The organism is Janthinobacterium breve (assembly GCF_051380895.1).
Lineage (GTDB): Bacteria > Pseudomonadota > Gammaproteobacteria > Burkholderiales > Burkholderiaceae_D > Janthinobacterium.
On the sequence record NZ_JBNYXY010000009.1, the window covers coordinates 23,406 to 36,801 of the forward strand.

Sequence of the window (13,396 nt, forward strand, 5' to 3'; positions counted from 1 at the left end):
GGAGCCGCCATGCTGTGGATCGACACGCATTGCCACCTCGACGCGCATGAATTCGGCAGCGAATCGCTCCCGGTGGCGGCGCGCGCGCAGCAGCAGGGCGTGGCGATGATCGTCGTTCCCGCCGTCGAACGGGCCAATTTCGCCATCGTGCGCGAGCTGGCGGCAGCGGCGCCCAATGCCTGCTATGCGCTGGGCATCCACCCGATCTACGTGCCGCACGCAACGGAAGACGATTTGATCGCCCTGCGCGAGGCGGTGGCGCAAGCCATGAACGACCCGCGTTTTGTGGCCATCGGCGAGATCGGCCTTGATTTCTTCCTTCCCATGCTGTGCGAACCGGCCATGCGCGCCAAGCAGGAGCATTTTTTGCGCGAACAGCTGAAGATCGCCCGCGACTTCGATTTGCCGGTGCTGGCCCATGTGCGCCGCTCGCAGGACATCGTCCTCAAGCATGCGCGCCAGATCCGCCCGAACGGCGGCATCGCGCATGCGTTCAACGGCAGCTTCCAGCAGGCGCAGGGCTATATCTCCCTCGGTTTCAAGCTTGGTTTCGGCGGCGCCATGACGTTTACGCGCGCGCTGCAGATACGCCGCATGGCTACCGACTTACCGCTGGACGCCATCGTGCTGGAGACGGACGCGCCCGATATTTCTCCTGCCTGGATCCACCCCGGCCGCAACAGCCCCGAAGCATTGCCGCGCATCGGCGCCGTGCTGGCCGAACTGCGCGGCCTGGATATGGCGCAAGTGGCGGCTGCTACCAGCGCCAATGCGCGCGCCGTGCTGCCCCGATTACCCTTGATGGAAACACGCTCATGAACAAGAAGATCATCTCCGGCGCACTGGCGGCCTGCATGTCCACCATGTTGGCACCCGCCATGGCGGCGCCAGGCGCCCAGTGCGACGGCATGCCGCGCCTCGACGTCACTACGCCGGCCGGCTTTTGCGTGGCCGTGCTGGCCGACGGCCTGAAATTTCCCCGTGGCGTGCTGCCGCTGACGAATGGCGACATCCTCGTCACCGACATGGCGGGATGGGCGCCGAAGCTGGGTAAATTGTGGCTGTTGCAGCGCAAGGCGGCCGGCGCCGGCTACGAACGCAAGCTCCTGCTCGACAAGCTTGATCGCCCGAACGGCATCGTGCAGGGACCGGACGGCATGGTCTACGTGGGCGAGGTGGGACGCATTTTCCGCTTCGACCTGCGCGATCCCGCCCGCGCTACCACCGACATCATAGGCGGCACGGCGAAGACGCCGCGCCTGCCGGGTCTGGGCTTGCACCTGCTGACGAACATGCGCTTCAGCCCCAAGGGCGACCTGTATGTGAACGTGGGTTCCAGCACCGACCATTGCGAGAACGATGGCAAGGCGCCCGATCCGGCCAAGGCCTGTCCTTCGGCCGAAGGCCCGGAAGCGCTGGGCGCCATCCGCGAATACACGATGGCCTGGCCGGCCGGCACGGTGACGAGCTGGCGCACGCATGCGCGCGGCTTGCGCAATTCGATGGCGCTGGCCTTCCATCCGGCCACGGGCGAGCTGTGGCAGGCGGAAAATGCGCGCGACGCCATCCAGGCCGCCATGCCGCAACTGAAAAGCGACGAGAACCTGCCGCATGAAGAACTGAATTTGATCAAGGCCGACCGTCATTATGGCTGGCCGTACTGCTACGACGACAATGTGGCCAGCCCTGAATACCCGAAAACGGCTTGCGACGCCCAATATGCGGCGCCGCAGCGCCTGCTGCCCGGCCACGCCGCGCCGCTGGGCATGACGTTCTACACGGCCGGCCGCTTCCCTGAGCTGTACAAGAACAGCCTGATCATCGGCTACCACGGTTACCGCAGCAATGGCCACCGCCTGGTGGCACTGCTGCCCGACAAGGCCGGTGCGCCGCTGGACAAGTCCGTCGACTTGATCAGCAACTGGGAGCGCAAGGGCAAGCAGGGCAGGGGCGCTCCCGTCGACGTCAAGCAAGGCCAGGATGGCGATATCTACATGGCCGATGACCACAATGGCCTGGTGTTGAAACTGCACTATGCGGCAGTTAAACCCTAATGTCTGATTCCGGGCGCTGAGATAAGGCCTATTTGAACTTCTTCGAGCGCCCACGTGACGCCGCATTGTGCGCGCGCAGGATGGAATCGACGCGTTCCGACGCGTCGCGCGACAGGTTTTGCGCCACGGCGATATCGGGGAAGGATTCCGGCAGGCGGTAGCTGAGCCATGCATACGCCGAATAGTAGCGGCAAGTGTCTTCCACCTGCTGCAAATTCTGCGTGCTTGCGCCATACGCGTGCTGGCGCAGTGTGCTGGTCTTGCCCTGCGACAGATTCTTCGCCCAGTGCTCCCACGCCGTTTGCAGCGACGGCACCTTGCTCGATATCGGCACCAGCGACAGGGTGAACTTGTCGGCGACGGACAGGGGCAGGGTGTCGAGCCAGACGGCGCGCTCCTTCTGGTCTTCCGTGATGCGGGGGAAGAAGAAGCCGTCCGGCACGTCGATATTGTGGATGAAGCGGCGCAGCAGTTTTGACAGCGACAGCTCGCCCGTCACCGACGAAATGCGGTGCAAATGTTCGAGCGAGGGCGCCACGGCAAAGCCGCTGGTGTTCAGCGGATGCAGCTTTTCCTTGAGCAGGGCGCGCATGACTTCATGCGTTTCGTTGTCGTAGCCGGCCACCAGGCCTTCTTCGTGCACGCCATAGCGGCCCGCTCGCCCGGCGATCTGGCGCGCCAGCGCGGCCGAAATCTCTTCTTCTTCGCGGCCATTGTATTTGACGCAGGTGGTCATGACGATGCGCGCAATCGGCATGTTCAGGCCCATCGCCAGCGCATCCGTGCCGACGACGATATCGGCCGTGCCATCGCGAAAGCGCTGCGCCTGCGCGCGGCGTACTTCGGGCGACAGGTTACCGTAGACGGTGGCAACCGACAGCCCCGTTTCCGTGATCATGTCGCGCCACATCAGCACTTCGCGGCGCGAAAAGGCGATGACGGCGTCGCCGCGGCGCAGATTGCGCACCTTGCGCACGGCGCTCGGCTCCATCGACAGGGGCGCCATGCGTTTTAATACGTGCACTTCCAGCGGGCAGTCCAGGCGCTCGGCCAGCGCTTCGATGGCGCGCCGCGCTTCCGGCGCGCCCACCAGGTACACGGTGTGGGCCGGCGCGCCGCACACGGCCGCCGTCCACGCAGCGCCCCGGTCCGGGTCGGCCAGCATCTGGATTTCATCGATGACGGCCACTTCCGCCACCGTTTTCGTATCCAGCATTTCTACCGTGCTGGCCACGTGCGTGGCGCCGTCGACGACCCGGCGTTCCTCGCCCGTGATCAGGCTCACGGCCAGCGGCTTGCCATGTGGCGCCGCTTCCTGCAGGCGTTCGTAGTTTTCCAGGGCCAGCAGGCGCAGGGGCGCCAGATAAATGCCGCTCTTTGCTTTCACCAGCGCTTCCATGGCACGGTGCGTCTTGCCGGAGTTCGTCGGTCCCAGCAGGGCGATGAAGCGGCGCGGCATGCGCCGGGCCATCTCGAACGAGGCGGGATACTCGGCCAGGTTGATGCTCTGGCGCGTGCGCGCCGCATGCTGCTCTTCCTGCTGGCGCTCGATGGCGTGGTTGAAGCGCTGGCGGATGCGGTCGAAGACCATGCCGGCCGGCTCCGACGTCTGCATGTCGGCCAAGGTGTGCAGGAAGACCATCGGGTCCGTGTCCACGTCTTCGCTCAGGCCCGCGATATCGGCGACGAAATCCATCACATGCTGGCGCAATTCCTCGAAGACGGCCAAGCTGGCCCGTTCGCGCACCAGGGCCAGCTTGGCCTCGCGGTCCATCTTGCGCCACTTGGCCGGCCGCGCCAGCACGCCCTGTGCCGGCACCAGCGCATACGGCACGTGCAAGCCTCCCGCCTTGACCACGCCGGAAAAGCGCACGAAGACGCGGCCTTCCATCTTGACCAGGCGGATATGTTCGGCCAGTTCCCCCAGTTCCGCGACCAGTGTGGCGTCGTTATTGTCTTCGGTGCTGTCGGAAATGTCGGTGGAAGTATCGGGAGGAAGTGCGGAGGAAGTCATGTCGTGCCTGGGTGTTGAGGTAAGCGAGGCCGATTATACCGTCGATGGGGGCGGGCGGTGGTGGCCAGTATTGGCACTTGTATGTTTAGGCGGCACGCGCGCGTACCAGGCGCAGCCCCCAGCCGGTGACGATCACTCCGTCACCGGTTAGCAGATGCGCCACGGCATCCATGAACGCGCTGCGCAGGCGCTGCCTGGCGTCATCGTCCAGGCGGTCGATGTCATATGTGTGTGTCAGGGAGGCCCACAGTTCGTTTGGCGTGGGCGACCAAGGCACGTCGATATCGTCAAACGCGACCTGCGCGAACGCGCCATCGAGCAGTTCGCGCCAGCCCGCTTCCGACCCCGCGCGCCGGTCGCCGAAGCGCAGCGGCGGCAGCGCGTCGCTGGCGATGGGTTTGAAGACGCGCATGAAAACGTCGTTGACTTCGCCCAGCAAAAAAGTCCGGCCGACGATGGCCGCGAACTGGCCACCGGGCCGCAGCACGCGGCGCATTTCCCTGACGACTTGTTCGATATCGTCCATCAGCATCAGCGCCATGTGCGAGACGAGATAATCCACGCTGGCCGATGGCAGGTCCAGTGCCTGGGCGCGGCCACACTGCAGCCGCACAGACGGGGGCAGGGTGGCGCGCGCCACAGCGAGTTCGGCGTAGCTCATGTCGATACCGATCAAATGCAGTATTGCCTGCGCCCTGGCCGCGAGCAGGCCCAGCAGATAGCCATCGCCGCAGGCAAGGTCGAGCACCGTCAGGGGCATATTGCCGACCGGCACGAGGTCGGTCAGCACGAGGTCGGTCAGCACTACATAGGACGAGGCGTAGCTGGTGGATACAGAGCGGGCGGGCAGGTGGGCAAACGCTGCGCTGGTCACGCCGACCTGGCGCTGATGGAAGTCTTGCAAATAGGTTTCGGCCGCTGTCAATAGGGTCATGCAATGTCCGCAAAGTCGTGGCGCTTTGGCGCCGGATGACCATCTTAGCATGGGGAAAGTTTCGCCAGCGGCTGGGGCGAACTGCGTGCAGGAGGGTGTTTTCCACGCTATCTTTGCGCCAGATCAGACGTCAAAGAGTGGAAAGCGATCACAGTACCTGGGCCCCTTTCGCATCGAGCGAACACAACGCCCCTATGCGCACCCTGATACTCGGCTTTGCCGCTGGCGCCGCCTGGCTGCAGACGCAGGCCAGCTTGCCGCCGCACGCGGCCGCGCTGCTGTGGGTGAGCGCTGGCGCAGGGGGGCTGGCCGCATTGCTGCTGCTCCATCACGCGTATTGGCGCTGCGTTGTTGGCTTCGCGGCTGGCGTGGGGTTGGGCTTCTTCTGGGCCGCCTGGTTGGCCCAAGCCGCTCTGGCGCCGCAACTGGCGCTGGCTGATGAAGGCCAAGACATCACCGTAGTTGGTACTGTGGCCAGCCTGCCGTACCGCTTCGAGCAGGGCGTGCGCTTCAATTTTGCCGTGGAAAAGGCTGCTGGGGCGAAGGTGCCGCCTCTGATCGCCCTGTCCTGGTACGCGGGTTTTCGCGATGCGGTGACGAACGAGGTGGGGGACGTGCAGCCGGGTGAGCGGTGGCGCCTTACGGTACGGCTGCAGCGTCCCCACGGCAATGCGAATCCCATGGGTTTCGACTACGAGGCGTGGTTGCTGGAGCAGGGCGTGCGCGCCACGGGCTATGTGCGGCCGCGGCCGCGTGCCGACACGCCGAACGTGCGCCTGGCTGCCTTCGTGCCCGGCTTCGGCAATGTAGTGGAGGCCAGCCGCGCGGCGTTGCGTGCGCGCATACTGCGTAGCCTGGACGGCAAACAGTATGCAGGCGTGATCGTGGCGCTGGTGGTGGGCGACCAGCGCGCCATTCCCCAGTCGGACTGGCAAGTGTTCAACCGCACGGGCGTCAGTCACTTGATTTCGATTTCCGGCTTGCACATCACCATGATCGCGGGCCTGTTCGCCCTGGGCGCGGGTGCGCTGTGGCGGCGCTCATTCTTTACGGACCGGCAACTGCCTTTGCTGATGCCGGCGCAAAAGGTGGCGGCCCTGGCCGGCGCGCTGGCGGCATTTGTGTATGTGCTGCTGGCCGGCTTCGGCGTGCCCGCGCAGCGCACCTTATATATGTTGCTGGTGGTGGCGCTGGCCTTGTGGCTGGGACGCATCACCAGCATAGGTCACGTGCTGTGCCTGGCGCTGGGCGTGGTCGTGCTGCTCGATCCGTGGGCCGTGCTGTGGCCCGGTTTCTGGCTGTCGTTCGGCGCCGTTGCCACCATGCTGTATGCGACGGCGGGACGCACCACGGCACCCATGCCGGAGAGCGCCAGCCGCTGGCGCCGCCTGCGCGCCGCCGTGGCGCTGGGCGCGCATACGCAGTATGTGGTGACGGTGGGGCTGGTGCCCTTGACGATGCTGCTGTTCTCGCAAGTATCGCTGGTCAGCCCCGTGGCCAATGCGCTGGCCATCCCCGTCATCAGCCTGGTCGTCACGCCCCTGTCGCTGGCGGGCAGCCTGCTGCCGGCGCCCCTGTCCGACTGGTTATTGCTGCTGGCGCACGCCATCGTGCACATGCTGGCGCAGGTGCTGGACTGGCTGGGCGCGCGCCGTTTTGCCGTGTGGACGGCGCCCGCGCCGCCGTGGTGGAGTTTTTGCTGGGCATTGTTTGGCACGGCATGGCTGCTCGCGCCACGGGGATGGCCGCATCGCTGGGCGGGCATGCTGGGCTGGCTGCCCCTGCTGACGGCCTTGCCGTCCAGTCCGCCACCTGGCCAGATGTGGATCACGGCCTTTGACGTGGGACAAGGCATGGCCGTGCTGGTGGAAACCCACGGTCACCGCTTGCTGTACGACACGGGACCTGCCTACAGCCTCGATTCCGATGGCGCCAGCCGGGTCATCGTGCCTTACTTGCGCGCGCGCGGCATAGGCAAGCTCGACGGAGTGATCATTTCCCACAGCGACCTGGATCACGCGGGCGGCGCCGTGTCGCTGCTGGAGAATGTGCACGTGGGATGGCTGGCCTCGTCGTTGTTCGACGGCCACCCGGCCGTCGAGGCCCGGCGGGAGTCGCACCGTCCGTATCTGCACTGCATGGCGGGCCAGAGCTGGACCTGGGACAACCGCGAATGAGTGCTATGGACGCACAACCCTTCATTGTGACAGCATGGACACTTCCAATGAGCACCGAACCCTGCGATAACCTGATGAGGGAAAAGTACTAATTATCCAATTCGGTATCTCCAATGCCGGGTATCTACTCTGTTCTTCCAGTTGACTCATATAGCTTGGCTTGAGCGTTTTGGGAAAGAATCGTAGGCGCCCTAGACGAGCAGCATCTGACATCCCATCCGAAAATCTCCAACGAGCTGGTTGCACAGGAATACTTGATACCGGCCGCTATTTAGCCGGAGCTTATTGCGAGTCGACGCTCGCACACCCATGCGTTACTAGCAGTGTTTTTTATCATAGCAAAATCACTGTAACCTTTTGATTTAAATGAGTTTTTTAAAAAAATACCCATTGACACCAAAGTCATCGCCAAGTATCGTGACGCGGAGGAGGAAGCATGACCAACGAGGGAATACGAACAGTTCTGGTAGATGAGCACGAACCCGCAGCTCGATTAAGTATGCAGCGCTTGGCAGAAAAGCGCTCCAGGCTGGTGCTGTCAAAGGACGACCATGAGATGCTGAAAGGCAGCAGTACTGCCCCGCTTTTGTACCCAACACGGACATCAAAGAAGTCGTCGCTTTTGCCGATGACTAACGTTGTGCCGGTGGATACGCAAACGGCGGGCCTTGCCGAGATTAGTAAAGTACGACTCGACACCGCTCTACTGGCAGTTCGAGGTTTATCTTCATTGCCGGCGATTTGTTATCCGCTTCAAGCTAGGCTTCCATGGACCCCGGCGCGACCTAAGGCTCACACAACTACACGGAACTCGTCGCGACGTGCGTCTATCTACGACCTTTCGGAAAGCACGACAGTTGGTCGAGGACGAGGTAGCCATCGTGCTAAAAGTAACGAAGTCTCCATGTCTTTGGATGTCCAAGTATTCCAGTGGGTATATGAACATGACCGGCCTACCAAGCCTGCACTGCCGCAGTACTCAACTGGCGCCAAGTGTCGCGATAGGCACGGCAACGCTCCGCGCCAGGTACCGGTCGCAGTGTTTGGTGAAGGATGGATAAAGAATACCGGCAATTTGGACATCGATTATTAGCTAGCCGTATGCCGATTTCACAACCGATTTCATGTTATCGAAGCTTATTATTAAAGTTGATGTTGCCATGGCCAATCTTGAGTACATCCATTACTCGCCAATGCGTGAGGTTTTCGAAGATGGTTCAATTAGATGGGAACGCGATGTGATGTCGCGCCCAATAGAAAAGCTCCCGCACATATTTTGGAATAACGGCGAAGATTGGACTGAGGCTAACCACTGGGCAAAAACAAAAGCTAATGGCGTGCTAGGCGGACACATCGATACGGTTACCATTCTCATGAAGCACCTGCACGCCTATGCAAGCTGGCTCGAAGTGAGCGAAGTCGACTGGCGTCATTTCCCAGACCGTTTCGCTGACCGAGTGCTAGTTCGATATCGAAAGGTGATAATCGACCAGCGTGACCGTGGGTCAATCGCACCCAGTACCGCCACAGCTCGCATGGCCGCATTAATCCAGTTCTATCGGCACGCGAAAAAAAATACTTTCGTTTGCAGAACCTCACCCCTCTGGCGTGATGAATTGGTTGTGATTCGTTATTTTGACACGGTAGGGTTCGAGCGAACATTAACAAGGGTTAAGTCAGAATTGTCTATCCCGAACAGGCGTCGTCCAGGCCTGACGCTGGAAGACGGCTTAATTCCCTTAGCAGGCGGATATCCTGAAGCACTGCTAGCGTTCACAGCATCGGAAAACCTCGACGAGATTCACTTAATACTATCAGTTGGGTTTTTGACGGGTGCACGGATTGGGTCGATTTCGACTCTTGCCGTACACAATATTGAAGCAGCGATTCCCGACCCAACTATGCTGGGCTTCCATCGCATCCCTGCCGGCCCAGGGACTGGTATCAAAACAAAATTTGACGTTTCGGGCGACCTTTTGGTACCCAGTTTCCTGCTGAATGCACTTAAGACCTACGCCTATTCGATGGACAGGTTGAAAAGGCAAGCCATAGCGGCGCCCGAACACCGAAGTCGATTATTCCTGACCTGCAGGGGTAGTCCATATCGACCAACAACATTTAATCGATTAATGACAGACCTGCGTCGGCGGGCTGTCACAGCGGGGCTCACCTTCATGCAAAATTTCAAATTTCACCAGACTCGGTGCACTTATGGAACTTGGGTGCTTGCACTAGCTTTGCGGGTTACGGGCGAAGCAGCCGCGCTAGCCTTTCTCCTAGAAGTTATGTTGCATAAAGATGAGGTGACGACGTTTCGCTATATTCGTTTTAGGGAGCGTGGTCAAGTTAAGGCTTTGGTGTCCGATGAGTTTTCTGCAGCATTTTCCGGCTTAGTTAAGCGCGACTGGAGCCGATTTGGAGCCTGATATAGACCTTATTCCTGAACTGATTTTAGACATTGCGCATAGCGAAAAATCAGCGCCTTTTGACCTGAAAAGACTTTTATATAAAGGGGGCGCCGGAACTCGTTTGGATTTAGTGCATTCTCATATTCACAGCGGGGCGCTTGGTCGCCCATTGCGTCAACGCCTCAAACTGGTAACACGTGCTTATGAGGTAATCGCAGACAAGCTCGCCGGAGGCGGCAGTCCGGCAACGGCGGTTACACGGTTCCAGCAGCTTTGCGCATTCTTTGCATGGGCGGAGCGCGCTGACAGTTCATTGGACCTTACCTCAGTTCAAACCACCTATATACATTGGACGGACCACCTTATCCACCGGCAGAACGTCGAAAGGAGCCTAAATCAGTACAGTGCTTACAATAACGGGATAGTCGTCGGCGGAATACTAGATGAGGTCCTTGAACGACAGACACCAGTCATAACGTTGACTCGGCTAAAAAAAAATATTCGCCGGAATTCTGCGCAGAGTGTTGAAGCCGAGAGACAAAGCTTAACATCGACGTTCGCATTCGGGCGCCTGCTGCAGGATATCTGTGATGGTGTGCCCCTGAGCGCAGTCTGGGGCCCTAGACCGTTTCGAATCTCCTTGAGGAATGGTGGGCATCTAGTTTACCTAAGCCGATTATCCCCGGAGAAGTCGCATTCTGTAGAGCGTACAGCAGCGAAAGAGCTCAAGAGTTTAAAGCAAAAAGCGAGCTGCGACGCGGCCTACATGAGCAGTTGTTCGCCAGTTTCGCGGCGAGACGTCGTTAATTTGCGAATCATGTCTGAGATGTTGATTTTTATAGCGCAAACTGGAATGAATCTAGCTCAGGCAAATACGCTCCAGTTAAGAAAATTTAGTTACGCCGCCGACATTGATGGCTATAAAGTCAAGGAATATAAGCCTAGACGTGGTGGTGAGGTGTTATTCGAAATTTTTAAGGAATATCGGAGTCACTTTGAGCGATACTTAGAATGGCGTAGGGCGCTATTCCCAAACGATACTAAGGTGTTTCCGGTGATACGGAATATAAATACTCTTGAGAATACGCGCCCGAGTTTTGATTTAATTAAAAAAGCTTGCAAGCAAGCTTGCATTACGTGGCTTCCTCCTATAGTTCTTCGGTGCACTAGAGTAAATTGGTTGCTTCGGAGGTCTGGTGACCCGGACTTGACGGCCGAGATGGCTCAGCACTCCAAACAAACGTTATTGCGCACCTATGCAAAACCCTCAATGCAACGTTCAATCTCTGAGGTCCCGAACTTCTGGCTGAAGACGGACCCTGCTTTGTCGAAGCTACAACCACTAATCGCGGTCGCACCGGGTGCATGTACCGGAACGCCTTTGGCCGTTCCATCTATACCTAAGTTCGCGACTTCACCGGATTGTGTTCGCCCATCAGGATGCTTATGGTGCGAACACCACCGCGAGATTGACTCATTAGATTATGTTTGGGCCTTAGCGTCTTTCAGGCACCTCAAGACCGTGGAGCTGAGTAAGTATTACCCGCCCGCGGGCATGTGCCACACCGACCACCCAAGTCACTTTGCGGTCCTCCGGATGAGCGAAAAATTAACTTGGTTTCGCAACTCTAACGCGACCCGACGCTGTTGGGTTGAGGAGGCCTTGGCGCGCGTTAACGAAGGACGCTATCACCCTGAGTGGCAGTTCCTGATTGAATCTATCGAGTGAGAAAAAGTATGACTATTTCCGTAACCGAGCTCGGCTTGGGTTTGCAAAATGATTGGGTAACCCCGACAAGTGTAGTTTTTAGACCAGTGACTTGGCCGCCACATCCGGAGTGGCCAGTCAGCATTGACCGAAATGGTGCGGTAATTTCTCGCTGGAGAGACCCGTTCTGGGACTTAACTCCTTTGGCCGGAAGGACCTTCAAATTGAATTTTGGGGATGGGCCAGACGGTCAGGCAGGGCGTCTTGATTCAGCCAACGCGGACATTCTCCGGTTGATGGTCACTTGGCGCATATGGGGACCACGGCCCACTAGGACTGCAGCAGCGCTTCAAAAAATTTTCACGATGTTGCGTGCGGTCATTTCATTGTGCAGCCGGAAAGGCATTTTAGCGACCGATTTGATGCGTTTTCCAAGAGTTTTTGAGCAACTTCCCGAAACGATTGCGCCAAGCCGATATGACGCAACCATTCTTGAGCTTTACCGGATTTATGATTCAAGGGACCAGCTTGGATTTTTCATCCTTGACCAAGATGGCCTGAAACGCTTAGCCGGCTCGAAGCCCGACCATGACAGTGTGCAAACCCCCTATATCCCCCCACGTATTTGGCTTTATCAGGTAAATCGTTTGCGAGAATGTTTGGAAGACTTCATCCGTAACCAGGCGCAGATAGAGGCATGCTTTCGGTTTTGTCTTGAAGCGTACGTTAAGAATTACGGAACGTTGGAAGCTGCATTAGCCGAGGACAGGAATAAAAAAAAAGGACCTTTTACGAAAAACTCTGTTACTTACCCTGACTGTAACTACTACGGCTCATTTGAAGACACCGCGGCGCGATACAACCTGACGCCATCACTTGCAAAGTGGCTCAGCGGCCGGAGTGAAGGACTGAATTCCTTGCAGGCATTTTCTGCATACCTTGACCTCGTTATCATAGCCGCATTGGCATACATCGCAAACTTCACGCTTCAACGGCGCGACGAAGTCGGCTCTCTGCGAGTCAGCTGCTTGATATGGGAGGAGGATGAAAAATTGGGTCGAGTCCCAATCATATGCGGTGAAACCACAAAAACTGACCCTGATTCAGATGCTCGCTGGGTTGCAAGCCCTAGTGTCGAGCTCGCCGTTACGGCACTCAGTTCAATTGCGCTGTTGCGGATGCAATGCGACCGCGCCAACTCTAATGTGGAACCCACAGAACTTGATATAGAAGACCCCTATTTGTATAGTGCCCCTAGCGAACCATGGGGGGGAGGAAAGACCAGGAAATATTACATTCGACGTAGAGTCAGAAACCTAGGCTCAATCGTTGCCACCTACCCATGTCTGTTTGACCCAGTTCAGATGACCATTACACCGGATGACCTGAAGGTCGCGAAGCAGCTAACCCCCAACCTTCCTGAAGACAGGTTTGCGGTAGGTCAAATCTGGCCGATTGCATGGCACCAGTATCGCAGGACGAGCGCCGTCAACATGTTTGCATCGGGATTAATTTCTGATAGTACTATGCAGCACCAGTTGAAGCACAGTTCTCGATTAATGCCCCTGTACTATGGTCGCGGATACACCCGTCTACACTTAAATGAGAATGTGTCATCTACCGTCGTGGCTGCCATGTACGAGGCTATGGCAACTCAACTTCGAACCGCCATGAGTGACCGGTTCGTATCCCCTTACTCTGACGAGCATAAGCAAATCTTAGTGGTTAACATCATGAGTGAGAAGGATACGAAGAAGCTGGCATCTTGGGCTAAAGAGGGCAAAGTCAGCTACCGCGAACATCGTCTCGGAGGTTGTATGAAAGCTGGGGCTTGCGATTATGGCGGGGTCGAGTCAGTGGCCCGGTGCGCTGGGTCGGATAATGGCAAGCCGTGTTCGGATGTCCTTTTCGACAGGACTAAGGAGCCGCAGATAAGGACCGAATTGGCCTGCGTTGCGAAAGAAATGGCTAGGCTGCCAGTAGATAGCCCGAGACACCGAGCTTTGCTCCTAGAGCACCGTGCTATGGAGTTTTACCTCAATGCCATATGACACCCAAGAGCCTCTCAGCGCTGAACAGCGATTTCGACATGCCTTCGAGC

The 13,396-nt window shown here is 58.5% G+C and carries 8 protein-coding genes; 6 read left to right on the forward strand and 2 right to left on the reverse strand.

All coding sequences use genetic code 11. The features are described 5' to 3' along the window. Positions 1-12 precede the first annotated feature (12 nt). Positions 13-819, forward strand: a complete 807-nt coding sequence (locus tag ACQ4W0_RS18490; RefSeq protein WP_436578389.1) for a TatD family hydrolase — start codon at positions 13-15, stop codon at positions 817-819. Continuing rightward, the gene (locus tag ACQ4W0_RS18495; protein ID WP_436578070.1) at positions 816-2,054 is read left to right on the forward strand and encodes a PQQ-dependent sugar dehydrogenase; all 1,239 of its coding nucleotides are present in this window, start codon (positions 816-818) and stop codon (positions 2,052-2,054) included. The genes ACQ4W0_RS18490 and ACQ4W0_RS18495 overlap by 4 nt, the downstream gene beginning before the upstream one ends. Before the next feature lie 28 nt (positions 2,055-2,082). Here the strand turns inward: ACQ4W0_RS18495 and ACQ4W0_RS18500 are convergent, their stop codons facing one another. Together ACQ4W0_RS18500 and ACQ4W0_RS18505 are read right to left on the reverse strand one after the other, a co-directional pair. Next, entirely contained in the window at positions 2,083-4,068 is a 1,986-nt protein-coding gene (locus ACQ4W0_RS18500; RefSeq protein ID WP_436578071.1) for a helicase-related protein, read from the reverse strand. Positions 4,069-4,153: 85 nt separating this feature from the next. Further along, positions 4,154-5,002 (reverse strand): class I SAM-dependent methyltransferase, encoded by an 849-nt coding sequence (locus tag ACQ4W0_RS18505; RefSeq protein WP_436578072.1) that lies wholly within the window; start codon positions 5,000-5,002, stop codon positions 4,154-4,156. Between the two features lie 194 nt (positions 5,003-5,196). On the opposite strand from ACQ4W0_RS18505, the gene ACQ4W0_RS18510 reads away from it, so the two are divergent. From ACQ4W0_RS18510 to ACQ4W0_RS18525, 4 genes are all read left to right on the forward strand, one after another. After that, positions 5,197-7,179 (forward strand): DNA internalization-related competence protein ComEC/Rec2, encoded by a 1,983-nt coding sequence (locus ACQ4W0_RS18510; protein ID WP_436578073.1) that lies wholly within the window; start codon positions 5,197-5,199, stop codon positions 7,177-7,179. A gap of 436 nt (positions 7,180-7,615) precedes the next feature. Continuing rightward, on the forward strand, positions 7,616-8,272 hold the full coding sequence (locus ACQ4W0_RS18515) for a hypothetical protein (RefSeq protein ID WP_436578074.1): 657 nt from the start codon (positions 7,616-7,618) through the stop codon (positions 8,270-8,272). 31 nt (positions 8,273-8,303) lie between these two features. Next, positions 8,304-9,605, forward strand: a complete 1,302-nt coding sequence (locus ACQ4W0_RS18520; protein WP_436578075.1) for a site-specific integrase — start codon at positions 8,304-8,306, stop codon at positions 9,603-9,605. A 2,055-nt stretch (positions 9,606-11,660) separates the two neighbouring features. Beyond that, on the forward strand, positions 11,661-13,346 hold the full coding sequence (locus tag ACQ4W0_RS18525; RefSeq protein ID WP_436578076.1) for a hypothetical protein: 1,686 nt from the start codon (positions 11,661-11,663) through the stop codon (positions 13,344-13,346). The last annotated feature ends 50 nt before the right edge of the window (positions 13,347-13,396 follow it).

What these genes read in the sequence shown, in the direction of transcription:
- ACQ4W0_RS18495 (WP_436578070.1), top strand. Translation starts at nt 816, where the DNA reads ATGAACAAGAAGATCATCTCCGGCGCACTGGCGGCCTGCATGTCCACC.
- ACQ4W0_RS18500 (WP_436578071.1), bottom strand. Translation starts at nt 4,068, where the DNA reads ATGACTTCCTCCGCACTTCCTCCCGATACTTCCACCGACATTTCCGAC.
- ACQ4W0_RS18505 (WP_436578072.1), bottom strand. Translation starts at nt 5,002, where the DNA reads ATGACCCTATTGACAGCGGCCGAAACCTATTTGCAAGACTTCCATCAG.
- ACQ4W0_RS18510 (WP_436578073.1), top strand. Translation starts at nt 5,197, where the DNA reads ATGCGCACCCTGATACTCGGCTTTGCCGCTGGCGCCGCCTGGCTGCAG.
- ACQ4W0_RS18515 (WP_436578074.1), top strand. Translation starts at nt 7,616, where the DNA reads ATGACCAACGAGGGAATACGAACAGTTCTGGTAGATGAGCACGAACCC.
- ACQ4W0_RS18520 (WP_436578075.1), top strand. Translation starts at nt 8,304, where the DNA reads ATGTTATCGAAGCTTATTATTAAAGTTGATGTTGCCATGGCCAATCTT.
- ACQ4W0_RS18525 (WP_436578076.1), top strand. Translation starts at nt 11,661, where the DNA reads ATGTTGCGTGCGGTCATTTCATTGTGCAGCCGGAAAGGCATTTTAGCG.